General features: G+C 60.9%; 24 protein-coding genes and 1 tRNA gene. 13 read left to right on the forward strand and 12 right to left on the reverse strand.

The features are described 5' to 3' along the window. Window positions 1-132: 132 nt before the first annotated feature. Together IWC96_RS09910 and IWC96_RS09915 are read left to right on the forward strand one after the other, a co-directional pair. The gene (locus IWC96_RS09910; protein ID WP_021698407.1) at window positions 133-1,974 is read left to right on the forward strand and encodes a DUF262 domain-containing protein; all 1,842 of its coding nucleotides are present in this window, start codon (window positions 133-135) and stop codon (window positions 1,972-1,974) included. A 25-nt stretch (window positions 1,975-1,999) separates the two neighbouring features. Beyond that, window positions 2,000-5,131 (forward strand): type I restriction endonuclease subunit R, encoded by a 3,132-nt coding sequence (locus tag IWC96_RS09915; RefSeq protein ID WP_021698406.1) that lies wholly within the window; start codon window positions 2,000-2,002, stop codon window positions 5,129-5,131. A gap of 62 nt (window positions 5,132-5,193) precedes the next feature. Here the strand turns inward: IWC96_RS09915 and IWC96_RS09920 are convergent, their stop codons facing one another. After that, entirely contained in the window at window positions 5,194-6,498 is a 1,305-nt protein-coding gene (locus tag IWC96_RS09920) for a hypothetical protein (protein ID WP_196838820.1), read from the reverse strand. 339 nt (window positions 6,499-6,837) lie between these two features. Between IWC96_RS09920 and IWC96_RS09925 the strand changes: the two genes are divergently transcribed. After that, a complete protein-coding gene (locus IWC96_RS09925; RefSeq protein ID WP_148291553.1) occupies window positions 6,838-7,269 on the forward strand; it encodes a hypothetical protein in 432 nt (143 codons plus the stop codon). A 97-nt stretch (window positions 7,270-7,366) separates the two neighbouring features. Here IWC96_RS09925 and IWC96_RS16230 read toward each other — a convergent pair whose 3' ends face one another. Further along, a complete protein-coding gene (locus IWC96_RS16230) occupies window positions 7,367-7,597 on the reverse strand; it encodes a helix-turn-helix domain-containing protein (protein ID WP_081703533.1) in 231 nt (76 codons plus the stop codon). Window positions 7,598-7,684: 87 nt separating this feature from the next. Here IWC96_RS16230 and IWC96_RS09935 point away from each other — a divergent pair, with 87 nt between their 5' ends. The 5 genes from IWC96_RS09935 (at window position 7,685) to IWC96_RS09955 (ending at window position 12,801) form a co-directional block, all read left to right on the forward strand. Continuing rightward, window positions 7,685-8,293 carry a hypothetical protein gene (locus tag IWC96_RS09935; protein WP_148291552.1) on the forward strand — a complete coding sequence of 203 codons (609 nt, stop codon included), beginning with the start codon at window positions 7,685-7,687 and terminating at the stop codon, window positions 8,291-8,293. Window positions 8,294-8,418: 125 nt separating this feature from the next. Next, the gene (locus IWC96_RS09940; protein ID WP_196838822.1) at window positions 8,419-9,438 is read left to right on the forward strand and encodes a site-specific integrase; all 1,020 of its coding nucleotides are present in this window, start codon (window positions 8,419-8,421) and stop codon (window positions 9,436-9,438) included. A gap of 315 nt (window positions 9,439-9,753) precedes the next feature. Continuing rightward, window positions 9,754-11,079 (forward strand): site-specific integrase, encoded by a 1,326-nt coding sequence (locus IWC96_RS09945; RefSeq protein ID WP_196838823.1) that lies wholly within the window; start codon window positions 9,754-9,756, stop codon window positions 11,077-11,079. After that, on the forward strand, window positions 11,072-11,341 hold the full coding sequence (locus tag IWC96_RS09950) for an AlpA family transcriptional regulator (protein ID WP_196838824.1): 270 nt from the start codon (window positions 11,072-11,074) through the stop codon (window positions 11,339-11,341). Before IWC96_RS09945 ends, IWC96_RS09950 begins: the two co-directional genes overlap by 8 nt. A gap of 50 nt (window positions 11,342-11,391) precedes the next feature. Further along, window positions 11,392-12,801, forward strand: coding sequence for an ATP-binding protein (locus IWC96_RS09955; RefSeq protein ID WP_196838825.1), 1,410 nt, complete (start codon window positions 11,392-11,394; stop codon window positions 12,799-12,801). Between the two features lie 246 nt (window positions 12,802-13,047). Here the strand turns inward: IWC96_RS09955 and IWC96_RS09960 are convergent, their stop codons facing one another. Both IWC96_RS09960 and IWC96_RS09965 read right to left on the reverse strand, forming a co-directional pair. Continuing rightward, on the reverse strand, window positions 13,048-14,202 hold the full coding sequence (locus IWC96_RS09960) for a hypothetical protein (RefSeq protein WP_196838826.1): 1,155 nt from the start codon (window positions 14,200-14,202) through the stop codon (window positions 13,048-13,050). Between the two features lie 132 nt (window positions 14,203-14,334). After that, window positions 14,335-15,066 (reverse strand): hypothetical protein, encoded by a 732-nt coding sequence (locus tag IWC96_RS09965; protein ID WP_196838827.1) that lies wholly within the window; start codon window positions 15,064-15,066, stop codon window positions 14,335-14,337. Between the two features lie 428 nt (window positions 15,067-15,494). Between IWC96_RS09965 and IWC96_RS09970 the strand changes: the two genes are divergently transcribed. The 4 genes from IWC96_RS09970 to IWC96_RS09985 all read left to right on the forward strand — a co-directional run bounded on the left by IWC96_RS09970 (window position 15,495) and on the right by IWC96_RS09985 (window position 18,294). Next, entirely contained in the window at window positions 15,495-16,310 is an 816-nt protein-coding gene (locus tag IWC96_RS09970) for a hypothetical protein (RefSeq protein WP_196838828.1), read from the forward strand. After that, the gene (locus tag IWC96_RS09975) at window positions 16,307-16,567 is read left to right on the forward strand and encodes a sigma factor-like helix-turn-helix DNA-binding protein (RefSeq protein WP_370541126.1); all 261 of its coding nucleotides are present in this window, start codon (window positions 16,307-16,309) and stop codon (window positions 16,565-16,567) included. Before IWC96_RS09970 ends, IWC96_RS09975 begins: the two co-directional genes overlap by 4 nt. 181 nt (window positions 16,568-16,748) lie before the next feature. Then, complete coding sequence (locus IWC96_RS09980; RefSeq protein WP_196838830.1) at window positions 16,749-16,964, forward strand: helix-turn-helix domain-containing protein; 216 nt, start codon at window positions 16,749-16,751, stop codon at window positions 16,962-16,964. A gap of 151 nt (window positions 16,965-17,115) precedes the next feature. Continuing rightward, entirely contained in the window at window positions 17,116-18,294 is a 1,179-nt protein-coding gene (locus tag IWC96_RS09985) for a DNA cytosine methyltransferase (protein WP_196838831.1), read from the forward strand. Window positions 18,295-18,348: 54 nt separating this feature from the next. Here the strand turns inward: IWC96_RS09985 and IWC96_RS09990 are convergent, their stop codons facing one another. Further along, entirely contained in the window at window positions 18,349-20,052 is a 1,704-nt protein-coding gene (locus IWC96_RS09990; protein ID WP_196838832.1) for a response regulator receiver domain, read from the reverse strand. Window positions 20,053-20,108: 56 nt separating this feature from the next. Continuing rightward, complete coding sequence (locus IWC96_RS16235) at window positions 20,109-22,520, reverse strand: ATP-binding protein (protein ID WP_196838833.1); 2,412 nt, start codon at window positions 22,518-22,520, stop codon at window positions 20,109-20,111. Between the two features lie 9 nt (window positions 22,521-22,529). Between IWC96_RS16235 and IWC96_RS10000 the strand changes: the two genes are divergently transcribed. Next, window positions 22,530-22,727 (forward strand): hypothetical protein, encoded by a 198-nt coding sequence (locus IWC96_RS10000; protein ID WP_196838834.1) that lies wholly within the window; start codon window positions 22,530-22,532, stop codon window positions 22,725-22,727. Here IWC96_RS10000 and IWC96_RS10005 read toward each other — a convergent pair. From IWC96_RS10005 to IWC96_RS10030, 6 genes are all read right to left on the reverse strand, one after another. Next, window positions 22,702-23,088, reverse strand: a complete 387-nt coding sequence (locus IWC96_RS10005) for an ATP-binding protein (RefSeq protein ID WP_196838835.1) — start codon at window positions 23,086-23,088, stop codon at window positions 22,702-22,704. The genes IWC96_RS10000 and IWC96_RS10005 overlap by 26 nt on opposite strands. Before the next feature lie 134 nt (window positions 23,089-23,222). Further along, entirely contained in the window at window positions 23,223-23,867 is a 645-nt protein-coding gene (locus IWC96_RS10010; protein ID WP_196838836.1) for an HNH endonuclease, read from the reverse strand. A gap of 59 nt (window positions 23,868-23,926) precedes the next feature. Continuing rightward, complete coding sequence (locus tag IWC96_RS10015; protein ID WP_196838837.1) at window positions 23,927-24,676, reverse strand: hypothetical protein; 750 nt, start codon at window positions 24,674-24,676, stop codon at window positions 23,927-23,929. After that, window positions 24,673-25,482, reverse strand: a complete 810-nt coding sequence (locus IWC96_RS10020) for a hypothetical protein (RefSeq protein WP_196838838.1) — start codon at window positions 25,480-25,482, stop codon at window positions 24,673-24,675. Before IWC96_RS10020 ends, IWC96_RS10015 begins: the two co-directional genes overlap by 4 nt. 91 nt (window positions 25,483-25,573) lie before the next feature. Beyond that, window positions 25,574-26,005: a hypothetical protein gene (locus IWC96_RS10025; RefSeq protein ID WP_196838839.1), complete on the reverse strand. Its 432-nt coding sequence runs from the start codon at window positions 26,003-26,005 to the stop codon at window positions 25,574-25,576. 55 nt (window positions 26,006-26,060) lie between these two features. After that, window positions 26,061-26,145, reverse strand: a tRNA-Leu gene (locus IWC96_RS10030). Window positions 26,146-26,236: the final 91 nt, after the last annotated feature.

Consider the following 26,236-nt stretch of genomic DNA (forward strand, 5'->3'; position numbering starts at 1 on the left):
GTGAGCCAAAAACCCACACGTGAAGTTGCAACCGGTTGCAACGCCAGCTTCACTCCGGGTCAAGGAAGCGCACGCCACATTCAGCCGACGCGGGATGCGAGCCAAGACAGAGCGTCGTGAGGGGCCGAAGAGATGGCGACTATCGAGAGCAATGACCTCAGCGTCGGTGATGCGCTCAAGGACTTCTATGCAGTCCCCGACTACCAGCGGGAATATGTGTGGGAAGAAGACCAGATCAGGCAGCTTCTGGATGATGTTCGAGCGGAACAGGCTGACGCCCCCGACACCGACTATTTCGTCGGGTCCATCGTCACTTGCACTGGAGCGGCAGGTCGTCTCGATCTGATCGACGGGCAGCAACGGATGACGACGCTGTTCGTGATCCTGTGCGCCTATCGGGATCGCCTTCAGGCCCTCGGGGAAACGCAACATGCCGCCGTTGACGCCTTGCTGGCCACGCAGAAGGTAGATGATCAAGGCCGGGAGACATTCGAGGTCCGGCTCGACCTCCAATACAAGGACGCGGGCAAACTGCTGGCGGGTCTGGTGGAGCGCAAGGTCCCGGAGCCAAAGACCTGGACCCGTTCGATGGCCAACATCATGACCGCCTACGACACGGCGACTGCCTTCTACGAGAAGGAGTTCAAAGACGACGTGATCGAGCTGCGCAAGTTCTTCGGCTATCTCAATAACCGGGTGAAGCTGATCCGCGTGCGGACCGACAGTCTGGCGCGGGCGTTGAAAATTTTCGAGACAATCAATGATCGTGGTGTCGGTCTCGACGCCATGGACCTCTTGAAGAACCTTCTCTTCATGAAGGCCCAGAAGTCGGAGTTCGACGCCTTGAAGGTCGGCTGGAAGACGCTGATCGATGCCCTGCACGGGGCAGGTGAAAAGCCTCTCCGCTTCCTCCGCTACGTCATTCTTTCTGCCTATGGCGAGCAAAAGCTACGTGAGGACGAACTCTATTCCTGGCTGCTGAAGAACGAAGGCAAGGTCGGTTATGCGGCGGACCCTGCAGGATTTGTAGACAGCCTGAATGAGGCCGCCACCGCTTATCTCAACTTCATGAGCGGGCGGGATGTGAACGGCAAACCTCATCCCGCCATGGAAGCGGTGCAGCTATTGGCCGGAAAAGCGACGCGGCAGCATATGATCTTGCTGCTCGCCGCGCGCGATCTGCCTGATGAAGTATTCTCGGCAGTCTGTCGCGATGCGGAGAACCTGATGTTCGCCTTCCTCGTCACGGGACAAAACTACCGTGAGTTCGAGGTTCTGTTCCCCGCTTGGGCGCAACGGCTCGCAGAAATCAAGACGCTTGAGGCGTATGAACCCTTCTCAGCCTCGACCTTCAACAAGCGTCGGCAGGAACTGGCCGAGCGGTTCCATCGGGAGTTTCCGGCTATGCGCGTTAACGGGTTACGGAAGTTCCAACAGCGATACCTAGTGGCAAGGCTGACGCAGGCCGTGGATCAGGCGGGGTTCGGCGCGACGTCGCAGGGCCACGTGTGGTTGAGCCGCTATTGCGACAGCGCCGCCAACCATATCGAGCACATCACGCCTCAGACGCCTCGCGATGAGGTCCGCGCAGCCTTTGGACCAGGGGCGGACGAGCCGGAGGTGATCTGGTCGGTCGGCAACCTCGCCTTGGCCGAGGCGGCCATCAATCATTCTCTTGGGAACAAGCCCTACTCTGCTCCGGACGGGGACCTGATGCATTTGAGGCCCCTTAAGCGTGAGGTCTATCCGAGCAGCCAGCATCTGCTGACCAGGTCGATCTCGCAGGTCGTCGAGGTTGGAAAGAACACTGCCATCGACCGGGCCGTTTCCACGTTCACCCCATTCGACAAGTGGGACCGCGACGCCGTGAAGCGTCGAGCGAAAATGCTGACCGACTTGGCCGCCAAGGTTTGGCAGGTCGAACGCCCCCCCACTGCCGTCAGTGGCGCGTTGGGTGAGGCGGCGGCGGAATAGCGGCGGGTCTGGCAAGGGGGAGACCATGAGCGACTTCGTCTATCCGACCGGCTCCTCGTCCGCTGGCAAGGCGTTCTACGAAGATCATGTCGAACAGGCCGCGCTCGGATGGCTCGGCGATCTGGGCTGGTCCGTCATGCACGGTTCATACCTCGCGCCGGACGCGCCCGGCGGCCGTGCGGACCATCGCGAAGTGGTTCTGAAAGGTCGTCTCCGGCAGGCGCTTCAAGTCATCAATCCAGACCTGCCCCCCGAGGCGCTGGACCAGGCCGCGCGGATCATTGCCGCCGACGCCAGTCAGGACCCGCTGGAGAACAACCGACGTTTCCTGCGCCTGTTGCGCGACGGGGTGGACGTCGAGGTGCGCGAGGGCGCAGACGCTCGGACGCTGAAGGTTCAGGTCGTCGATCTGGCCGATCCGGAGCGCAACGACTTCCTCGCGGTGAACCAGTTCACCATCGTCGGACAGGACGAACGGCGTCCGGACGTCCTCGCCTTCGTCAACGGTCTGCCGTTGGGCGTGGTCGAACTGAAGGACCCGACCAACCATCAGGCGACGATGCGCAGCGCCTTCAATCAGCTTCAGACCTACCGCGAGCGCATCCCGGCCCTTTTCCGCTTCAACGCAGTGATGGTGATCAGCGACGGACTGGACGCCAAGATCGGCGCTCTGACCTCCGGAATGGACCGCTACACGCCGTGGCGGACCATCGACGGCGAAGACCTCGCTGACGGTCTCGATCTGGATATCCTCATCCGGGGGGTGTTCGACAAGTCCCGCTTCCTCGAACTCGCGGCGCTGGGGCAGACCTATGAGGTGAAGGACGGCGCAGCGAAGGCCAAGAAGGTCGCGGGTTATCACCAGTTCCACGCGGTCAGAAAAGCCATGGCCGCGACCATCGCGGCGTCCCGCCCGACCGGGGATCGCAAGGCTGGCGTGGTCTGGCACTCCACTGGGTCGGGCAAGAGTTTCACCATGGCGCTCTACGCCAGCCGCCTGGAGCGCGCGCCGGAACTGGAGAACCCGACGGTCGTAATGGTCACGGATCGCAATGATCTGGACGACCAGCTGTTCGACACTTTCTGCGCCCATCCGGACCTGTTCGCCACCACACCGTCGGCGGTCGATGGCCGCGATGATCTCCGGACTGCCCTTGGGCGAGCGTCGGGCGGCATCGTGTTCACGACCATGCAGAAGTTCGGCTTGGTCGCGGGCGAGGCGTCGTTTCCTGAACTCTCCGACCGCCGGAACATCATCGTGGTCGCTGACGAAGCCCACCGGACCCAGTATGGCTTCGTGTCGCGAGTGACGGTGCGGGGAGAGACCGCCGTCCTGACCTCCGGCGGCTTTGCCCAGCACATCCGAGACGCCCTGCCGCACGCCACCTTCATCGGTTTCACTGGCACGCCGATCGAGACCGCCGACCGGAATACACAGACCGTCTTCGGCGATCAGATCGACACCTATGACATCGCCCAGTCCGTCGAGGATGGAGCTACGGTCCCGATCTACTACACGGCCCGGCTGGCCCAGCTTCGGTTGAACGAGGAGGCCAAGGCCGCACTAGACGAAGGCGCGGATACGGTGCTCGAAACCGAGGAGACCACCGAGGCGGAGAAGCATAAGGGACGATGGTCCCGGCTTGAGGCTCTGGTCGGGGCTCACGAACGAGTGGATCTGATCGCAGCCGACATTGTCGAGCATTTCGAGCAGCGGCGAGAGGCGATGGGAGGCGGCAAGGCGATGATCGTCGCCATGAGCCGTCGCATCTGCGTTGCTCTGTTCGAGGCCATCGTCGCGCTACGCCCTGATTGGGCCGGATCAGAGGATGGGGCAGGGATGCTGAAGGTCGTCATGACCGGCAGCGCGGGCGATCCGCCGGAGTATCAGCCGCACATCCGGAACAAGGGACGTCTGCGCAAGCTGGCCGACCGGTTCAAGGAGCCGTCCTCGGAGTTCGATCTCGTCATCGTCCGAGACATGTGGCTGACCGGGTTCGACGCGCCGAGCCTGCATACCCTTTACGTGGACAAGCCGATGCGCGGCCATGGGCTGATCCAGGCGATCTCGCGCGTGAACCGCGTCTTCGGCGACAAGCCGGGCGGTCTCGTCGTCGATTACCTCGGCATCGGCGCGGAGTTGAAGGCTGCGCTGGCCACCTTCAGCGCGCGCGATCAGCAGAAGGCTGGCGTTGATCAGGATGCGGCGGCGCGGCTGTTGCTGGCCGAGCATGAGGCGATCATCGCCATGCTCAACGACGTGCGGTGGCGGACCTTCTTCACTGAAGGACCGGCGGGCAAGTTGAAAGTCCTGCGCGACTGCATCGATTACGTCCTGTCAGTCAAAGACGGCAGACGTCGCTATCTCGACATGGCGGCTCGGATGGTGACGGCTTTTGCACTGGCAGGGGGCACCGAAACAGCAGCCCGGCTGCGAGACGACATTGCACTGTTCACCGCGATCCGGGCCAACCTCATCAAGCATACGGGAGGTCGTAAGGATGCGGCCGAGATCGACCACGACCTGAACCAGCTTCTCTCCCGCGCAGTGGTCGCTGACGGCATTCTCGATGTCTTTAGGGTCGCGGGCATGGACCGGGCCGACATCAGCTTGCTGTCCGACGAGTTCCTGGCCGACGTCCAGAAGATGGACCAGAAGAACCTCGCCATCGAGGCGCTTAGGAAACTACTAGCGGGCGAGGTGAAGGGCCGTGAACGGAAGAACGCTGCCGAGGCCCGCCGCTTCTCAGATCGGCTCGAAGCTTCCATGGCCCGCTATCACAACCGCGCCGTGGACAGCCTTCAGGTGATCCAGGAACTGATCGATTTGGCCAAGTCGATGCGCGATGCGGTGGGCCGGGGGCAGGCGTTGGGGCTGAGCGATGAAGAGTATGCGTTCTACTGCGCGCTCGCCGAGAACAAGAGCGCGATGGATTTGCTAGGGAATGATCAGCTTCGCGTGCTCGCTCAGGAGATCGCTAGGCGCATCCGTGCCAGCGTTACCATCGACTGGACTCGGAAGGAGAGTGTCCGGGCGGACATGCGGCGACAGGTGAAGCAGTTGCTCCGCAAGTTCGGCTACCCGCCTGATCTGGAGCCTCATGCCATCGAACTAGTGCTGGAGCAGGCTAGGCTTTCTGCGGACGAGTTTGCCTAACAGTAGGATTCGGGGGGGGCGGCCGCCTGTCGCAGAACAGCCACGTCGAGCCTCAAAGGCTGCTAAAGGCAGCTCTCGGTCCTCCACCCCAAAGTGTTTACCCGTCTACGAACCAGCTTCTCGTAGTCGGTGATGCGACCCTCCCACCGCGCCACAAACTTGCTCCGACCGGCCCAAGCCGACTTACTGTGTGCGTAGCCCTGAAGCCTACTCCGAAGGTGGTCGAAGGCCGCAGCATCATCACCCGACAACGCGAACATGAGGTCGTTGCCGAATGCCATCTCCCAACGCTCGTGACGCAGCCGAGACGGTTCAACATGGACCGTGCCTTCCTGTCGTCGCCATCGGTAGCCGAGGAAGTTGAAACCGGTTGCAACGTCCTTGATCGAGACCTTGCTGGCGGAGAATGGCCCTGCCCTGGAGCGATTGAACGCAACAAGGACGGCTGCCTGAACTGCAAGCGCCTCCTCCCGTGACCTGACCACCGCCCCGATGTTGTCGGAGTAAACGATCAAGGCGATGAGGCCCGGCAAGCTGCCCGCATCTCGCAGGATATGCCCCATCACCATTTCGGCCACGAGAGAAGACGCCGCTGAGCCGGTGGCGATACCGCCCAGAGCCATCTCTCCTTCTTCACGCCCCACGCCAGATGGCGCGGGTGTCTCACCCCTCTGAATGCCTTCATTCACACTGAGAGCACTTTGGAGAGAGCGTCTTCCCCGGACATCCATGTGCTTCACCGACAGATGCCGATGGATCACTTCGGGTGGAAGTCCGGTCATCCCCGCCAGTCCTTCGCATGCGATTGACGGGAAGAACCGTTTCGCGTCGATCTGCACGAACACTGCCCCGGAAGGGGCCGCGTTCAAGGACTGGCGGAGATGGTCGCACGCGGCGGGCAACCCACCGCTCAACAGAACCTGTGCAGGATGACAGGCCCACCGAGGGTGCGCGCGGGCGAAAGGTTTGAGGGCTTCGCGGATCAGGACGGCGCAGGCCCGATCCTCCAACCCGAACATGAATGCGGGACGACGGCCACCATCAGATTTCTCAATGGCGAAGCCCTGCGGGGACGCGGTTCGCGTCATCGGTTTGACTGTGTCAATGAGCCCTCTGAGATCGACGAGGTCGAGGCGCTCCGGCGCGGGCACTCTCGCATTCGCCAGGATAAGAGCCTGAAGCCGCACGGACCGGTTCTGCATCATTTTGTGCAGTTTGTGTCTCGCACCTCTGAGGTCGGCCGCCGCAAGTCTGTTCTCGATCTCGTTCTGGAACCGCTTGAGGCGGTCACGAGCCTCGCGGCGGACGGCTTCAATGTCCAAGCCTCCATTCTCCGCATCCAGACGGATATCGTTCGGCACCTTCATGTGTATGTTTCACCTTATTTATCAAATAGTTGAGCCGAATTCAGCTTTGACAAGCCTGTCTCCTCCCCCTATGGTCACGGGCATGGAGGATGAAGCGATGCGGGACGGCCAGGTCGTGGTGGTTGTTGGTTACTCGGACAGGTGTTCCGCCGACCAACCCGTCTTCATGCGAGGTGACTTGGCCGTTGTGGCGGCCGTCGGCGCTGAAGGCGACTTAACTTGCCATGCTCTGACCCACGACGGCCGCGTCGCACGAGGTCGTTCCGACATGCTCTGGCCGGAGGAGGTGCTGGCGGTGAATAACACGCCTCTTGTGGCCGCTGTGCTCGGAGGTGAACCATGACGTCTGTTCGAGACAGAGAACCCGCCTCTAGGGCGGAAATCGAACGCATCCTGTCTACGCCTGCTTCCAAGGCGTTCAAGGACCTCCGGGATCGCGCGGCCTACATGCACATCACGGGCACCCACCCTTCGCACCTGCGGGCGTTCTTCACGCAGGCGCTGTCGCTGGTGTCTGAGATGCAGAACCAGCCCACCTCCCTCGACGGCCTGACTGGTGCGCTGAAGATGAACGAGGACGTCGTCAAGCGTCTGGACCTCGAGGCCCACCCGATGGTGGTAAAGGTCCGGGAGCACGTGAAGGGCGGCTGGCGCATCAAGGCGTCTCGTGGCTCCAACGCACGAAAACCCTTCACCAAGGTCTTCCTGTGCAAAGGGCTGGAGCAGATCACCGTCCAGATCGACGGCTCGATCCTCGACCATTGGCGTTAAGCGGCAAGAAGGTCTCGCCCCAAATGGCCGGACCGACGGCATGACCGTGCCGACGATGGTGCGCGAGCATCCAGCCTTTGCAACTGGTTGCAACATGTCAGGCCGCCCCGCATTCGTCGACGAACACCTGGAGGTCGTCGAGGCGATAAAACACCCGTCCTCCAACCTTAATTTGGCGCGGCCCGACCCCCTTTGACCGCCAGTTGGCCAAGGTCCGTGCAGCTACACCAATGAACTTGGCCGCTTCCGAACGAGTCAATCTCCCGTCTGGGGTCATCCTTACGGCTGCCCGCTCAAACCCTACTCCGCTCACCGCGCCTCCTTTCATGACTTCAACATGCAGCCATCATGCGAGGGGTTGCCCCGGCAGTCAAGTCTCATGTATTCAATATGAAGTCATAAACTGGAGGCGAGCATGGCGGACAAGGGAAAAGGGCGGCGGAGAGGACCACTGTCAGACAAGTCTGAAGTCCTAACGACGCGCATCACCGTGGAGACACGTCGCGCACTGGAGGATCATGCGGAACGTGCTGGCCGGTCCATTAGTCAGGAGGCCGAACTCCTGCTGGTAAGGGGCCTGCAGGGCTCTGACGGCTCACTCCACCATCTTGAGGCGGTTCTGGACACCGTGCTGTCTATCGGGCGACGCCTTTCACAGGCTGAAGGCGGCGCGGGAACCAAAGATAGCGCCTTTGTCTACTTCGGCCTCATCAAGGCGCTGGAATGGGCGCAGGAGGTCCTCCCTGTTCCCGTCGGAGATGAGAAATTTCGAGAAGTTGCAGAACTGGACGACGAGATCGCCAGAATAAAGCGAGAGCGTGAAGATCAGGCGGGCGCGCGACGACTTGACGCCCGCACCGACGCTGAGCGCCAAGCCGACATCCCCGCCGATGACATGGACGCGCTGGACCGGGAGTTGGTCGCCGTTCTCAAAAGAAGGCAAGCGGCGTTGTCCGCGATCAATGCCGCCCGGCTGGGAGCTAACCAGTCGACCCGCGACGTGATCAGCGAAATCGCCATCTGATGGCAGGGCGCTTCCAAAAGTTGACGCCGCAAGCCATCGCCCAGCTGCCCCCCGGCCAATCTATCCGAGAGAATGGGATCGTCGCAGAGAAGCTGCGAGGCGATACGCGATGGACAGTGGAGTTCATGCACCATCGCAAGCGCATCCATCGCGTCCTCGGCCTCTCCAGCGAAGGATGGACGATCAAGAAGTGCGAAGCCAGGATCGAAGCCTTGAAGGCCGACATCCTCTTCGGGACTTCGTCACTGCCTGCGGGGCGAAAAACGCAGCTTCGCTTTAGCGAACTCGCCGACTGGTATCTCCAGGAGATGGAGGACACGAACGGCAAGAACATGATGAGCAAGCGCCCCCAGATTAAGAAACGCCTGAAGCCCTACTTCGGGGACCGAATCATCGAGACCCTAAGTGAGGAGCATGTGGGTCGATACATCCGTGCACGTCTGGACGCGGGCTCATCCCCGGCAACGGTGAACCGCGACCTCGCCACCCTTAGCCACATGTTGACCACTGCCGTCCGTCGGAAGCGCCTGGCGAAGGTGCCGTGCCGCATCCCGAAACTGGACGAGCCCCAAGGGCGGATCGTGACCCTTCAGGACGATCAGATTGCTGCCCTCCGGCAGGCGGCAATACTGGACCCTCACCCTGACCTCTGGCTGTTCGTGGAGTTCGGCCTGAACACCGCCATGCGACATTCGGAGATCACCTCAGCCAGGTTCGATCAGATCGACTGGACGACGCGCAGGCTCTTCATCCCGGACGCAAAGGCGGGGATGCGGCATCAACCGCTGACCGCGAGCCTCCTCGCTACACTGAGGCAGGTCAGGCAAGAGCGCGACGACAAGGAAGGATGGATTTTTCCTGCCCGACACAGCCGTTCAAGATCGGAACACACTGTGAAATTCAGCAAGGCGTTTCAGCGCGCCGTCATCGCGGCTGGCCTCAACCCGAAGGTCTACACGCCCCATGTCATGCGTCACACGGCCATCACCCGACTGGTTGAGCAGGGCGCGCCGCTGGCGACGGTTCAACAGATCAGCGGCCACAAGACGATCCAAATGGTGCTTCGCTACACCCACGTCAGCAATCCCCACGTTGACGACGCCATGACCGCGCTTGAACGGACCCTGACCCGCAACAGGGCGTGAAACGTCACTACACAGGATTTACACAGGATCACGCGACGTTCGCGGGTCGTTCCAGGGACGGAACTGACAAAAGCCCTATGGGCATAGATGGTGCGGGCGGTCGGGGTCGAACCGACACTCCTTTCGGAACCGGATTTTGAGCAAGCGGAAATCGTCTACGAACCTCTACGAGATCGCCGCCGATTCTACGCCAAGTGACTGCTACGGGTAGACAATCCGGAACATCGCCTTGCGAGATCGCAGCCTTCTCTACGATGTGGTTCGCTTTCTGGCCGCTCCTGTCGAGCGCCTGGAACGGACCTGAATGGAGGTCCGATGTCCAAGGCCAAGCTCACCAAAACCCTCGTTGAAGCGGCCAAGCCGCAAGACCGGGATTACGAGATTCGAGACACGCTGACCCCCGGCTTCCTGCTGAAGGTCACGCCAGCCGGTGGCAAGGTGTTTATGCTCGCCCATACCACCGTCCAAGGGCGCAGGCGCAAGCCGGCCATCGGCCGTTTCGGCGAGATGACCGTGGAGCAGGCGCGCGCGGTCGCCCGCGACTGGCTCGCCGATGTGCGCAGAGGCGCAGACCCAGGTGGAGAGCGGATGCAACACCGTCGCTCCCCGACAGTGGAGGACCTCTGCGAACGCTTCATGCGGGAATATTCCGAGCCCAGGAACCGGCCGAGCACGATCCGCGGCAATCGCCAGCGCATCCGGGGCCACATCAATCCCAAGATCGGCTCCATGAAGGTGCAGGATGTCACCCGACCTGACATCGCCCACCTGATCGGCGCCATGCAGGCCACCCCCGGAGCGGCCAATCTCCTGCTGTCGCTACTCCGGAAGATATTCAACATGGCGGAGGTCTGGGGCTACCGTCCGGACGGATCAAACCCCTGCCGACACGTGCCGCGGTATCCCGAGCGCGCCCGGACCACCTTCATCACCGACGACGAAATGCGTCGGCTCTTCGCCTACATGAACCAAGCCGAGCGAGAGGGACTTGAGCATCCTTTCATCCTGCTCGCCATTCGGCTCCAATTCGCCTTCGCCGCTCGCCGCTCGGAGATTCTTGGCCTGCGCTGGGAATGGATCGACTACGACCGCAAGCGGGTGGTCTGGCCCGACAGCAAAACAGGCGGCATGTCCAAGCCGCTTACCCGCGAAGCCATCGCGTTGTTCGATCGAGCTCCGCGTCTGACCGGCAGTCCGTTCGTGATCCCGGCGATCTTCGACCCAAAGGCGCCCATGCCGGAACATACTTATTCCGGCGGCTGGGCGCGCATCCTCCAAAGAGCGGGCGTCCGGCACTATGGCACCCACGCCATCCGCCATCGCGCCGCGACCGACATCGCTAATTCCGGTGTGCCCGCCAAGATCGGGATGGCTTTGACGGCGCATAAGACCGTCGCGATGTTCATGCGCTACGTCCATCCTGAGGACGAAGCGATCCGGGCCGCAGCAGACCAGGTCGCCGACCTTCGTCGGGACATCAGCCAAGCCACGCCTACCCAAGACCGTGAGATGACATCCCTGAGGAGACCCGCGCTTTCACTACCGCCGCCTAAGACCGCCTTCGGCGCATACCGGCCGCTCAGACGCGCGGGAAAATTGCGGTCCACCCGCAATCCTTCGACGGGAGTCGCTCATGGCTAAAAGCCGTTGGCCTTCTCCGGATATCATCTCGCGCGCCGTCATGGTCGATGATCTAGGGCCGATTCCGTTCGTGACCACAGAAACGGCCGCGCGATTTCTTGCGCTCAGCCCGCATTCGCTGGAGTGCTATCGCGCCAAGGGGACCGGCCCGGCGTTCTACAAGTTCGGGAAGGCGGTTCGCTACGCGCTCCCCGATCTGGAGGCATGGATCGCACAGTGCCGGCATGGTCAGACAGCGGGTAACCTTCGAAGGCTGTATTGAGCGAACCAATAGGAGATTGCCGATCGGGCGACTTCCGCTATCAGAGGCATATGGCGATCACGGCGGCGCAGATCGATCTTTGGCGGCAGGAGCCGACCGAACACCAAGCCTTGGAGTTCAAGGAAGCCAAGGCCTCCTTCAACTTTGAGAGGTTGAAGGAGTACTGCGTCGCTATCGCCAACGAGGGCGGGGGTCACCTTGTCTTGGGTGTCTCCGACGCCAAGCCCCGGTCGGTGGTGGGCAGTCAGGCCTTTCCCAACATCGTCGACACCGCAGACAAACTTTTCATGGCTGTTGGTTTCCGGGTGGAGATCGAAGTCGTCGATCATGAAGATGGAAGGATTGTCGTCTTCGCTATCCCACCCCGCCCTCGCGGGTCCGCCCACCACGTCGATGGCAAATACCTCATGCGTTCCGGCGAGAGCCTGCGGCCCATGTCCCCCGATCGATTGAGAGCCATCTTCGCTGAGGGCCAACCGGATTGGGTCGAGCAACCTTCGCTATCCGGATTGGATGCGGCGCAGGTCGTAGAGCTGCTCGACACCCAGACCTTCTTTGAGCTGCTGAAACTGCCCTATCCAACATCGCAGGAAGGCGTTCTGGAGAAGCTTGTCCAGGAGCGCCTGATTGATCGCGAACCTAGCGGTTTGTCGATCCGCCGCCTTGGCGGTTTGCTGCTTGCGAAGCGACTCGATCAGTTTCCCGATCTCGCGAGGAAGGCACCGAGAGTCCTCGTTTATGATGGACCCTCGAAGCTAAATACCCGGATCGACCAGATTGGACAGCGTGGCTACGCCGTAGGCTTCCAAGGGCTCGTCGATTTCGTAATGGCTCAATTACCCCAGAACGAGGTCATTGAGCATGCGCTACGCGAAAAGGTGAAACTGCTCCCTGAACACGCCGTTCGTGAACTGATCGCCAACGCCCTTGTGCACCAAGACCTTTCGATCAGCGGCATGTCCCCGATGATCGAGGTGTATTCCAACCGGCTAGAAATTTCGAACCCCGGCGAGCCCGTCGTCCCGGTCGAGCGATTTATCGACGGCTATCAGTCTCGCAATGAACGTCTGGCAGACCTCATGCGGCGTATGTCGATCTGCGAAGAGCGCAGTAGCGGCATTGATCGGGTCGTTGACCTGGCAGAACGGTATCAACTTCCGGCGCCTGATTTCAGAGCTGCGCATCGCAGAACGGTCGCAACGATTTATGGGCAGAAGCCGTTTGATGAGATGGATCGCGAGGGCCGCATCCGAGCCTGCTATCAGCACTGCGTGCTAAAATATGTTCTCTCGCAGCGGATGACCAACCAAACGTTGCGCGAACGGTTTGGCTTGGGAGAAGCCAAGTTGGCCACTGTCTCGCAAATTATCGCGGCTACGATCGAGGCTGGCTTTATAAAGCTCGATGCGACCGGCGGAGAATCTCGTCGTTACGCGCGCTATTTGCCGTTCTGGGCGTAAGCCCATTTAAGCGCACAACGCATTGCACGATCGCAGCGTTGGAAAAGCGATCGTTTCCAACGATCTCCAATTTTATCGCTAATCCGTGTGACGCAGCGATTGGCTATTTAAAAGCTAGCTCAAAGATCGCTCTACGAACGTCGTCAAATCCCACGCTACGGCGCTTTGCTCATTTAATCGCAAACCGATTCGGCGTTAGGAAAATGCATCATTGAGATTTTTCGCCGCAAATTCTCGTCGACCAATTTAACGCGTTAAATCACCCGGGACGAGAAGCACTCCCTGCTTAACGGGGTCCAAAAGATCGGCTTCGCTTAACGCCCAATCGCTCCACTCGTTGAGCGAACCGGAGCCTTCCAACGCACCCTGCTCCAGAGCCGCACCGACAAAGCTTCTTATATCCATTGCGGTGCGCCAGGCGTGCGCCTGCGAGAATAGCAGTTCCCTGCGCTCCTTGGCCTCGCGCTCCAGACGCTCCCGCTCCCGCTGTTCTGCTTCAGCGCGCCGCTTGATGATCTCAGCTTCGTTCTGGGCGCGTCGTTGGATCGCCCAAGCGTGTTCGGCCCGCGCGAGGTTGCGATATTCGGCTTCGCCGGTGAGCAGGACGGCGGCGACAATCTCAGTCAGTTGATCTTCGAGCTTCCTGCCCTCTTCGTCAGCCCACACCCGGCAGGGCACGCCCTCGTCCCAACGCGGCTTCAGTTCGAACTTCAGAGGGCCGACCGGACCGGCCTGGACCTGATGTTCGCCCCACCGATCCGGCTTGGCCGCTGGATGATCCAAGCTAAACGGCAGCCATTGATCGCCGACCTTCACACGGAGATCGCGACCCGCTTTTCCGGTGACATCCATCTTCGCGCTCTGGCGCGACAACCCGGCGGCTAGCGCATCCAGCACTCGCAGCCGGCGTTGCTCGAACGGCGAGTCAAAGATCGGAAGGTCCCAGCCAAAGCTGGAAGCTTGGTATTTGACGCGCCGTTTCGCGTCGGCGTCGATCAGCTTGCGTACGACAGCCGTTGGCGACGAGAGATCCCGGACACGGAGGACCTTGCCGACTTGTTTGATAACTCTCGCATGGACGTGCTCCAGCGATTCGTCGAAATTCGGGACTTCGGGGAGCGGTTGGGCAAGCTCCGCCACAGGGTCGTAAGGCCAGGATCGGGATGACGCACCGATCTGGATGAACTCCGCCTTTCCGGGAGCCCGGAGGGGCAGCCGGACGCGCACAACGGCCTTGCCTGCGTTGAGCTTAGCCCAGTACCCCCGGTCGGGAACCGGGATGTTTGCCGCCACACAGTGTTTCTTGAGGCCGGTATCCGAAAGGCCGAGCGATGCGGAGACCGTACGGACTGGCTCTTTCCAGACAAGGTCGTAGAGCGCTTGGCGCGAGAGAACGGGCATGTGGAGACTGGGGTTAAGTCGAAGCAACGGGTAGGCGGCCGCGCGGCCTCACGTGAAATGAGAGTGGGCCAGACCTTCGGCGTCGCTTCAAGGGGGGCTTCGCCGTCGCTGCGCGATGAGCTCTGCCGCGCCCTATTTGGCCTCCTCGTTTCGGACCAATGAAAGGCCTCCGACCACTACGATTTGGAGTCGGCCGTCAACGTCAGGATCGTTGACCAGAAAAGCGCCCAAATCGTCGAGCCTTTCGCCAGGAGACAATTGGTCCACCGTAGGGCTCAGAGACTGGAACCGGCGTGCCCGCAGGGCGGCGATAGGGGCGACGTTGAACGGCGCCATGCGCGCCGCAATCACGACATGCTCACCGTTGCCCAGGTCCGTAGTGACAATCGGAATGGCGACGCCCTGAAACCGCATCATGGCGCGTTCCGGAGCTTCGCGCGTATAGAAAAAACCTAGTTCCAGCGCTTGGCCGGGGGGTGCCGGAGGCAGCCAGTGAACTCGTTTTGTCGCCGTTTGAGGCGGGATCGGGCCGATCGGAGCCAGCAGGTCTGTCGGAAATAGCAGGGACAGCACATGAAGAACGCCAGCATCTGGTGTTCTCGGCCGTTTCCACTTGGTTTTGGCGCGATCCGGAGCGACTCCGTCTTCCGGCGTGAACTTCTCGGCCAAAGCCGGAGCGAACGCGAACCGGCACCATCCGCTAGCGTGCAAGCTGATCTTGCAGTGCGCCATCAGGCGACTGTCGCCGACATAGAAGTCGCTTTTGCGGGCAGCCGCGCGCCAGGACGATGTAAGGGCTTGACCGTCGCGGGCGATGCCGAAGCGGAACTTATCGACGCGGGTCACCGAGGCGGCCGCCGTCATGACGGGGACGCGTCGGAATGCTGAGGAGTCAGGCCTTTAGTCGGACGCCGGGTCCGCCTTGGGAGTCGGCAGTAAGAAAGACCACCCCCGCGCTCTCGAGAACCCTCTGGACGGCCGCGACGTTCTCCGCCGAGCTTCGGCCCGGGCCCAGCGCGCTTTCCATGCGGCGGATAGTCGGCAGCGACACGCCAGCCTCTGACGCGAGGCGAGGGCCGCTCCAATCGACTAGGGCCCGGGCGGCACGAATTTGGGCGGCCGTTAGCATGGTATGATACCAAAAGTAGCGCAGACGACTCTTTTAGTTTGACGAAAGGAGTCATGCATGATACTGAAAGACTAATACACACTCCGAGCGCCGAGTCATGCAGCCAAGCCCTGACGCTGGCCTGAATGCTGCGCGCCTGCGGCCTCTCCATGGAGATGAACACATGGCTGGAGGTACTTGGCACCGACGATGGCTGGCGCTTGACGATGAGCGATGCCGCCAGTGGGACGCGTGGTCCACAATCCACCGTCAACTCGAACGTCAGCCGGGCTGGTTTGCGCTATCCGAGGATGCTCGCGCCGAGGAGGAACGGGCTAGCGGGCTTTCCGAGCTTGAGGCACGGCTCCGTGTGATCGATCGACGCCGGCGCCGATGGCTGCGGGGTCTGCCTAAGACCCCCAGCCGCGACCTCGGCGAGGTCGCGGCCAACTTGCAGGTGGCGGAGCGCCTCCTGCCCTCGGAAGAAAACCGCATCGTGCACGAGCTCATCAAAAGAGCCGCGCGCGACCTCGACAGGCTGAGCAAGCTCAGCATCAACCGTTCTCGCCGCCGACGACCGGACCGGTGCCTTGCTCAGGCGTTTGCCCGTAACGCCCGCGCCTTCCACGCCATGGCCTGGACCGATGAGGATCGTGTCGGCGCCAGATCAGCTTATCACTCCGCCATCGCCATCGAACTCGGTCTCAAAGCCTTCCTCCTCCATCGCGGGCTGTCCGACGACTGGAACCGGACCCACCTTCGCCATGACCTGAGCAAGGCGCTCAGGTGCGTCCGAATGGTCGGCTTTCGGGGCGTGCCGGATGGGATTGCCGAACTCGCCGCCGTCCTCGGGCCGCTGTACGCCTCAGGCGCTCTTCGAGCAGGCTCGGTCACGCCGGACCTGCCGCTCTCTCCCGATGCTGCTGATGGCGTCATCTGCGAGCTTCTGGACGCGGTCGAGGCCGCGATGGGGATGGAGAAAGGAGCGGAGGACTTGTGAGAAACCGGGCGCTTCGATTCTGGCGGCGTTTGGGGCGAGACCCCAAAGCACGGGAGCGCCGGGCTCTCGTTCGAGCGATCGTGGAACTGCCGCCCGAGTGCCGCGACATTTTCGTGCTCAAGCGCTTCACCGGAATGTCCCTGGACCAGATCGTCGAGCATCTAGGCCTCGACCGAGAGGTGGCTGAAGCTCGCCTCGCGGCGGCGCTCGTGCAGCTGTGCCGGGCGGTCGATGGCCGCGCGACTACCCGCTCCTGAACGTTGGTGAGGGTCTAGGGCAGGATAGGCTTTGCGCCAGCATTGTCTGACAAACTCCGATTGGGGAGATCGCCAGCCACTGCGGTCAGTTCAACTCCGGTCCGGAATCTTGCGGTGGGAGAGGCGCGGGTCTCAGGATTTCTGGCGTTGATGCAGGTTGTGGGTGCAGGAGCGCCAGCCCGTGTCCGATCGCCTTTCAGAGCAAATTCACTTCCTGCGGACACCCGAGGCCGCGGCGCTCCTGCGCATCTCTCCCAGGACGCTTGAGAAACATCGCAGCCGGGGCTCCGGGCCAGCGTTCCGCCGAGCAGGCGGTACAGTCCTTTATACTCGCCACGACCTTGAGGCTTGGACGCTCCTGCCCGAGAGCAGTGATCCTTCCTCGCTCTTGCGCTGATCTCCTGCGTCTCTTTTCGATCAACCAGTCATTTAGCTTCGATCGATGTCCTCAATCGCCAGCGCTGCGAATCCAAGGTGACATTTCCTCACTGGTTGCAATCGCCGACGTGTGTGTCTAATCGAGCCAATCGATTCGGGGCGGAGGGCGAATGTACGCTGGAGACAGCTCAGCGCCGTCAGGTTACCTGCCGGATTTGGAGATTGATCGACCGGATGGCACTGCCTCGGTCATCCTCCCTGAAATAGTAGCCATTGATTTGTTCGCTGGTGCCGGAGGATTTTCCGCTGGCGCCGTCGGCGCTGGAATATCTATCGGCGGTGCGCTGGAGTTCAACAAACACGCGGCGGCGACATACCGAGCTAATATCCAGCGGCCGGACGGGGCGGCGGTCGAGGTTATCGACGAGGACATTCGGACAGTTTCTCCGGCAACAGCGCTGACGCGTTGGAAACTGGACCCAGGTGGGTGCGATCTCATCATTGGTGGGCCGCCGTGTCAGGGCTTCTCGACACACCGCATCAAGGATGCCGGAGTCGGCGACCCCCGCAACGAGTTGCTCGCCCGCTATTTCGAGTACGTCGGGGAAGTTCGCCCCCGAGTGTTCCTTGTGGAGAACGTTCCCGGACTTACTTGGTCCCGGCATCGCGACTTCCTACAAGGATTTCTCGACCTCGCGGAAAAGGCTGACTACGCCGTCCAGCCGCCAGTCGTCCTGAACGCTGCCGACTATGGAGTGCCTCAGTCGCGCAAGCGGGTTTTTATTTTGGGCATCGACCGAGGGCGTCCATTGACGCTCTCCTGGCCCCCCGCTCCGACGCACTGCGCGCCCACCACGCCCGACGCCCTCCGCAACGGCCGGCTGCCATGGCGCGACTGCAAAGATGCGTTCGCTCCAGCAGACAAAGGCGATGCCCTAGACATTCACATGAAGTCGGGCCCTGCACTGACCAGCGTTTTCGAGTCTACGCCCGCAAACGGCGGAAGTCGGTCGCAGTCCAACCGGGTGCTGCCGTGCCACACAGCGCATAGTGGGCATAAGGATGTCTACGGCCGCATCAATCCCGCCAAGCCAGCTCCGACTATGACGACCGCCTGCATCAACCCGTCCAAGGGGCGCTTCGTCCATCCGACCGAAAACCATGGGATCACGGCACGACAAGCGGCGCGCATTCAGACTTTTCCAGAAAACTACACCTTCGTCGGTGGATTGACGGCCGCCGGTCAGCAAATCGGCAATGCGGTTCCTGTCGATCTGGCGGTAGTGCTGCTAAAGCCGATCGCCGCAGCGATCCAGGCGGCGAAGGCGCGGGAGCGGGCCTCGAACTAGAGACGCATTAGTTCGAGACTATTTGCGCTTCAGCCTGCATGACAAACCGCTTGCTCATCCGGCGAAGTCTAACCCGACCCGAGTCATCGATGATCCGAGCTTATGCATGAAGTTCAGTGCGTACTCGTAGCGCAGCTGGGACACCAGCTTTGCCCTATGGACCTTCGCTACGAGCTCTTGCTTAGCGTTCATCTCAACGCGCTGATATCGAAATCTGCGACTCCCAGTGAACCTGCCGCCATCGAATGCAAACAGGTTGAACCAGTGGGGCGTGGATGACTCGTCGCTCTCGTTCCCGATGCAGAAGAACCGCACCTCCCCATCAAGTTTCAGGGCCACGAACCGGTTCGACTGGATTCTTTTGGGAGTACGTCCGACGACCTCTTCTAGCCGGACTGCGACGAAGGGCATCCGGTCGCCAATCTTCCCGAAGCGATCCTTACGGTCACGCGGTACGAGATCACAAAGGGGAGTGAGGCAGACCCAAAGGCGGTTTTCCGCCTCAAAGACATGGCCGGTGGCCAGATGATTGCCCTCGACCGCCTTGCTGCAAACGAAGGCGTTGTGCTCCGCGCGTGCTTTTACCACTGCAGCGTTGTTGCTCAGGTCTACGTCGAAATATTCGCGGCACAACGCGTTGGCTCGTTTCGATTTCGCGTCTGCTTTGATCATTTGGGCAGCGAATTTGGTGACGCTGGGCAATAGGTCAGCCATTAGAAGATCGGAATGGCGACCGACGGCCTCCCCGATCAGAAACGCCCGCTCGTGTTCCTCCGCGTCGAGAAGACGCTTGTACCAGTGCGCCAGAACGTCCTTGTTCCCTAGGGCCTTCGTTTCGGCAAGCACGCCAGCCTGATCCATCTTGGCGCGCAGCTTGGCCAGAAAAAGACGAGAGGGGGGAGGTCCCCAGTCGGCTAAGGCAAGCACGAGTTCTTCTATCAGATCCTCCTCCTGCTGCTTAGCCGAGAAGGCAATGAACCCCGTATCAGTTCGTATCCACGGGCGCTCCCCTAGGGACCACTCCATGTTCGGCAGGCGCGTGTCGAACATCTTAGGCAGGAGTTCGTTTTCTCGCTGCTTGAAGATGTATCGCGCGAGCTCGGCTACGTGTCCTGGGTCGATGAACCCCGCCTGCGTCGCCAAGTTCTCAAACGGCTCGACTGGGGGACGCTCCAGTCTTTCTTTCAGCGGCCACGCGCCTCCGCCGAGCCGGAAGTAGAGGTAATGAGCTTCGGTCAGCGTCCTGCTAAGCTGATCCAGAATATCGGGAGTGTCGACTTCAGCGAGGCTGATCTTTTCTAGGACGGCGGCTTCAACGTCAGGCGTCATCAAGCCCGGGAGGGGGTGAAGAAGGCCCGCCCGAATTTCCTCAAACACACTCCCGAGCGTCTCGCTGGTGTGGAGCACCACGAGGTTGAACTGCTGGTTCTTCAGCACGTTGCGAACTATCTCGATCGCCTTCGTGCCGTCGCCCTTTGCAGTCTTGTCCAGCTCATAGTCGAGTACGAGCAGGTCCGACTGATGCAGATGGAGGACGACTTCATTGTCGCCCTCCGCCTTCACGTTCGAGCCGTCATGGATGTCTACGATAAGTGGAGGCGTCGATCGCCGAAACCGCTTCAGAACTTTGCGGATTTTCTCGGGCTGCGTTTCCCATTTCTTTGACAGCCCAGCCGCCGCCGCCACCGCCTTTTCAGCCGCATTTGGAGGGGCCAAGACCTCCTCATAGGTTGGATAGTCGTCGTCTATAATCAGCACTGAACGCAGAGGGTCCACGAATGCTTTGCGGATGAACCCCTGATATTCGCTAGTCCTCATGCGAATTCGGCCCCACGAAGCTCGATCACGAAATTCGCCCCTTGAAGGACTTTGAAGTGGGCATCGGTGGCATAGGAAATCCGGTGCCCGCCAGCGGCCAAGTTGGCCCGGCTGAGATATAGCCCGACACCCCGGCCGCCTCGGGCACGTTTGGTGAAGAAGAGACTGAAAAGGTGTTGGACATCCTCCGGAGTGACGCCGGGTCCGCTCTCTGACACCACGATCCGTCCATCGACGACGCTCAGTAAAATTTCCCTGCTGCTCTCTTCAGAGCCAAGGGATGCCCAGTAAATGGCGTTATTCACGAGGTTGATGAACACCGGGAACAACCTGGACTGCTGGTCGAAAACCCGGAACGCCGAAAATGCGTCAGTCGATACCAACCGGATTTTGTTGCGCGTAAGCGTGAGGCTGAAGAACTCGGAGATGTAGTCGCGAATTTCCGCGCCGCTGATCCAGCGGTCCACTCGTTGTCCAGCAAGACGGAGGGGCGATAGGAACCGCAGCTGGTCGGTCAGGCCTTCGTGCCCAAACTCTATGTCTTTCGCCGCGCGGGAGGTGCGGATTTCCTCGGGCAGGTTCCTCAGTCCGGTCGCGATGATTTCGTCGAACGCCTGTAGTTCGTGGCCGACGATTTCAACTGCAATCCCCAATTGAGCCAAGCTGTTGAGTCTATCTAGCTCGACACGCAGTTCGGACAGTTCTTCTATGCCGGCGGTCGCTAGGTTGTGAAGGTCGATGCTGTCCCGCAGGCTCTCCAATGCACCAATGTAGGGGACGAGAATCTCCGAGTTCTCGCGATCGAGCCTAGTTTTCAGCTTCTCGACGAAATCCGTCGCCTCTGCGAGCGATAGGTCGCCAGTTTTCAGGCGGTGCAACAGCGGCGATGCGAGTTCCGAGAATGCGCCCCTGCGCCGAGCGATGATCTCCCCGATGCGGTTATGCTCCGCCGTTTGAAGGGATTTGATTTCGGACTGCCAGACATCGATTCTCTCCTTCACCAACAGGTAGTTTCTGTCGATCTGGCGTTTCAGCACCAGTTCCGGCTCGTCCAACTTGACGCTCGCCAGGTAGTCTTGGAGGCGGTCCGCAAGCACCGTTAGCTCAGCGTGAATGACGCCCATTTCCTCGCGATAGCGCTTATAGCTGTCCTCCAGCGAACCCAAGGGGCGAGGCGCTTCGACCAGCTGAAGCTTTAGGAACCGATTCTGGAAGGTTTCTAGAGCGGCTTGGGCGTTGATGACGCTCTGTTCGCGGTCGAGATTCAGGTTCACCGCGAAACGGTGAACGTCCGCGCCCAGAACCGGAGCCTCCTTCACGGACTGCAGGAGCTTCGTCCGGAACGCTGCGTGGTGCTTCTTTCGGAGCTTTTCCCTAGCCTCGGCGGCCTTCTGGCGAGCGTTCACGTCCCGAATTTCGGGGAGTAAGTCCTTCCGGATTTCCGACGCCGACCCGAAATAGCGACGGGCGGACACCATCAGGATATTTGACACAATTTCCTTAAGCGTCTTGGCCGCCCGGTTATCCAGCAGACCTTCGCGGCCGGCCTTGTCCTTCAGGTTGGGATTGCGCGCGCGGCTGATCGCCAAGCGTCCGAACATCTGACGGTGATTCCAGAACTCCCGACCTGCGCTTCGTGACCTGCGGGATTCGATTTCGAAGAAGTCATTGTCGGGACGACCGTAGGGCATCACCCTCAGGCCATCGCGGTACATCAAGAAGCCCGCCGACCTCTCCGCCAAGTCACGGAAAAGTTGGAACTGAGCTGGCGCGTGCGTCGTGTTCGCGCTGGTGAATTCCATTGAAGCGATGAACAGATCGAAAGGGCCGACCAAGGTGTCCGCTCGCGTTCCGATTGACAGGTCTGCTGGCGGCTCGATGACGCAGGCGTCCCCAAGCCACTCGCCGAAGGCTTTCACGCGCCCCCTGAATATACCGTCGCTGTCGATACGCCCTTCGATATGGTGCTCAAGTGGTTCGATCGTCTTTCGATCGAAGTGCTTCTCCGTTCCCAACACGAAAGAGTCGCGATCACCTCGCCAAGTTCTCACGGCATAGCTGAACTCAGGTTTGACGGCGTTGAGTTCGGGGTGCTCCGGGTCCGCAAAAGGATCTACGAAGCCGGACAGTGTCTCGTAAAGTCGATCCTTCGCGCCCCGGGCCGCTGAGTCCAGCACGCGATCCGCAACCTGCACCCGGAGATCGAAGTTCAGGCCTGAAACAAGCAGCGCCGTTCCGTGCGGGCTGGCGCCCGACCAAACCTCCCACCGGGAAAGGTGACGTTCCTCAAATGGGAGTCTCTTGAGGGCGTCAATGATGGACTTCGAAGGCGCTTCGACGCGTGAAGCGGTCTGCAGTCGGGCCTCTTCGACGTAAAGCGCGTCGAACGACTTCCAAGCCTCGACCACCCTCGCCCGATGGTCCGCGTCCGCGCCGCCATTCAAGTTTTCGAGAAGCTGCGTCGCGAGCCCTGGAAGGAGCGGCAGGAGATCACCACGCTTGGCGAATTCAACGACCGGAAGTCGAATATCGGAAAGCGTAAGAAAGGGATTTTCGAACAGTCGCCAGTCGATCAGGGAAGCGACGAAATCACCGCTGGATCGCTTCGAAAGTGAAGAGCAGGATTGGCCCGAGGTTGGCGCACGAAAGTCGGCCGATGCCCTTCTGCCCTTGACGAGGACGTTCCCTGAGCCCGTGCCTGTCCTCCAGCCGTGTTGCGGTACCAGTAGCCTTAGACTCGGTCCCGACGACCAACCATCGACCGACGAACTCGGCCTTATTCATCCCGTGGCCATTGTCGAGGATCGATGCGACGGGAGTCTCGCCGTCGTAGATGTTGAGTTCTACGTCCCGCGCATAAGCGTCGTACGCGTTCTTCCAAAGCTCGGAGACGGCGGTCGGCGTGTCCGCGATCTGCTCACGCCCGAGGTGATCGACGGTCCTGGCCGCTGTTTGGAAGGAAATCTGGTCGATCATGCAGGTCCGAGACGGATTGTAATCTCAAGCTTCGTTCAAGCTTGGCCACGACACGCACTGTGGAGTGAGAAGGATCGGTAAACAATCACCTTCTTTCAACGTGCCGTTGTCGGCACAGAACGCCGGTAACCCTGTCATCGCCAGCGCGGGTTTTGCAGGATCGTGCCACCAGTACGCTCGCCCTCTTCGTCTATACGCTCGACATAAATATCGCCAGGCAGGAGCGGCTCCTTGGGCAGCGTCAGCCCGTTGGCTCTGGCTACGGCCTCCCGCACCCCGGGGCTGGCTTGGGCCCAGATCAGATACGCTTGGCGAACTGGAGGTCCCGGGAAATCGGTGTTTGAGGCGAAGCCCTGAAGACGCTTGAAGCGACCGAGAACGGTATCGCTCAACTGGTAAAGGGCAGGGTCCAAGGTGTTCCGCTCGACCGCGTCCTGATCGAGGATGCAGTAGAGCCGTTCCATGGCCGGCAGCTTTTCGCCGCCTTGGGCGTCCATCGGCTCCTGCATGTCGGGCCGTCCGTTGAAGCCCCGGTGGACCTCCCGATGACAGTCACGGCAAAGGGTGATGCCGTTCCCGGTCTCAAGAGCAGCCTCGGGCAGGAAGGTCTTGCGGCAAATGTGGTGGGCGGAAAGATTCTCGGTCGAATGACAGTCGACGCAACGATGGTCATCCCGCTCGCGGATGAACTCACTCCACCGACGAAGGCAACGAGTTTGATGGTGGCCAGCCGCGATCGCGTGTTCCAGGCGACCGAGGGCGGCTTGAATACTGGCCATGGTCGATGCGGGCCGCAACTTCGCAGCGACCGGCCCCCGTCGTCTCGGTGCGCGTGCCCTCACCATGGCGGGCTCGCAAGCCGGCCGCCCGTGCGGACAACCGGGGCTGGGCACCGAACGACGACGACTAGGGTCTCGTGCAGGTTGATGACGCACCAGAGAGGTGCGTCGCCGCTCGGGGCTCTCACGAACACGAAACCGAAGACGCCAGCCTGAACCGTCGTCCAGCGCTTGGGCTTCATGCCCGGCCAATTCCCTAGGGCGGCCCGAAGCGCCGGAGGCGGCTCCCTTCCGGGGCCAACGACAGCAATGCACGAGAAAGCCTCGGGCTCAGGACCGCGACCGTACCTCAAGGCGTGCAGCCCCATGACGATTTTTTCGGTAACGGTCGCGATCCGGTCCATTTCCACGCTGATTGCCACTTCTCCATCCGAAGTCACCGAGAGCGACCGGATCAAGCGATCCTCAAACAGGGGAGCGCCGACAAGAGACCGATCTACTTTGCCGCCCTCCATTGCCTTTGCCTGTAGCCGTGAGGTCGCTCCTATGTAGGCGAGTACGGTGACTACATAGTCCTCGTCGGACGACCAGCCCCCGTTGCACGGCTGGCAGGCCGGAACCATCCTGAGGTTCGGCGGATAGGGCGTCTCCAGCAGCACTTTGGGCGGGACATGGTCATAGGTGTCCGCTGGGCGGCCGCAGTAGAGACAGAATAGGGGCTTGCGCCGTCCCCGGCGGGCGAACCCACCCGCCAGCGTAAATTCCGACGTGGTCTTGCCGGTGCGGTCGGGACCAAGGCTGTGGGTCATGCGCGACGATCTGGGCGACTAAGCTTCGCAGAACCGGCGTCGGTGCCAAGATCAGTCCCGTGGTTTTCTAATCGCTCCACCAGCGTCACCAGAAGTTTATCACCCAGAACAGCGCTGGCGCCGCCTTCGATCGTCGATGGCCGGGGCTTCCAGTTTGCGAGTTTTCGCAGCGCCCCAAGATCGAGCCCATCGACTTGATCCCGCAAGAGCCGAATTCGTTCGTCGGGTGTCAACGAGCTGATCTCTGTCCAACCGCGCGGCAGGCCCAATGCTTCGTCGATCTCGTCCGGAGAGATGCCGAGCGCATCGACGCCTTCGGGCGTCAGGGCCAATGTCGGACAGGCATGCCAAGGAAATGCTTCCACGCACCTCAAGACGATCGTCGCCAGTTTCGCCAGATGTTCCCGACAGCAGTCCACGACATCGCGATGGAGCAGATTGGGCGGGACGGGATCGACCGTCCCGGCAAAACGCCAAGTCCAGTGCGTCCGACCCGCCCGCCGCATACCGCCGCCGATGACCGAGACGCGACCTTGCTTCTGGGAAAAGTTTCTAAGCTCCAGGAAGAACCTTGCGGCGGGGTCCTTTGCCAACAGGTCGCGCTGGCCAGCCCACCAAGCCTGGAACCCTTCTACCTTCGAGAATTCCTTTTGAAGCAGGAACGTGACACTTCGCGCAGCGGAGAGGAACGCGTTCAGTTCGTAGCCGTAGCGCGCGCTGTCCTTTTGTCGAGCGAGGCGACCAGCGAAATAGTCTGCTTCGAGCAGGCGTTCTTCAACCAGCAAGAGGCTCGTCATCCGGATCACGGCCATCCCTTCCCGATAAGCACACTCCCGACCGGCTAGCTGCCTTGATGTGGGATCCAATGCGACCCGTCCGGTCCATCGGCATGGTAAACTAGAACGGGATGATGCCGTATCGAAACAACGAGATTACCTCATCTCGCTCAACGAAGCTTCGATCCGTCGCCAGGGCCCACTCAGGAAATTCGTCCAATAGAAAGGGATGGGAGAGAACGCCTACGATTGGCTGCTGACCAGCAAACTGTTGCGCGGTAAGATCATAGATCCAGTCGCCAGCCATGACCCAAAAATGATGCTCGTAACCACAGGGTTTCGATCCCCTGATGATGCGAACATTGTCGAGTCGGTATTTCTCCTCAAGCAGGTAAGTGAGGATCAAAGCTACGCTCTCGCAGCAGTTTTTCGGGTAGGAATATCCGAAAGGGTATTTGAAAATTCCCTCGCCTCGGTTTCGTTCAAGGAACCCAAGGAGCAGGATGACCGACTGATCCAGATCGGTCTTGGTGACCTTTCGGCGAGTCGGCATTGGTACCCCACCACAATGGTTGAACTGCCAGGCGGGCGGTCTGCCGAAGTAGCGATGGTGCGGGTGGCCGGGGTCGAACCGGCACTCCTCTCGGAACTGGATTTTGAGTCCAGCGCGTCTACCAATTCCACCACACCCGCACAGGCGTTAGCGCGCTCTGCTCCTATAGCGCACCTAGAATTGTTTCAACCGCCTTCGGACAGCCACAGAGCAGTGTCCCCACACCCTCGT

The organism is Brevundimonas sp. BAL450 (genome assembly GCF_015767455.1).
Taxonomy (GTDB): Bacteria; Pseudomonadota; Alphaproteobacteria; order Caulobacterales; family Caulobacteraceae; genus Brevundimonas; species Brevundimonas abyssalis.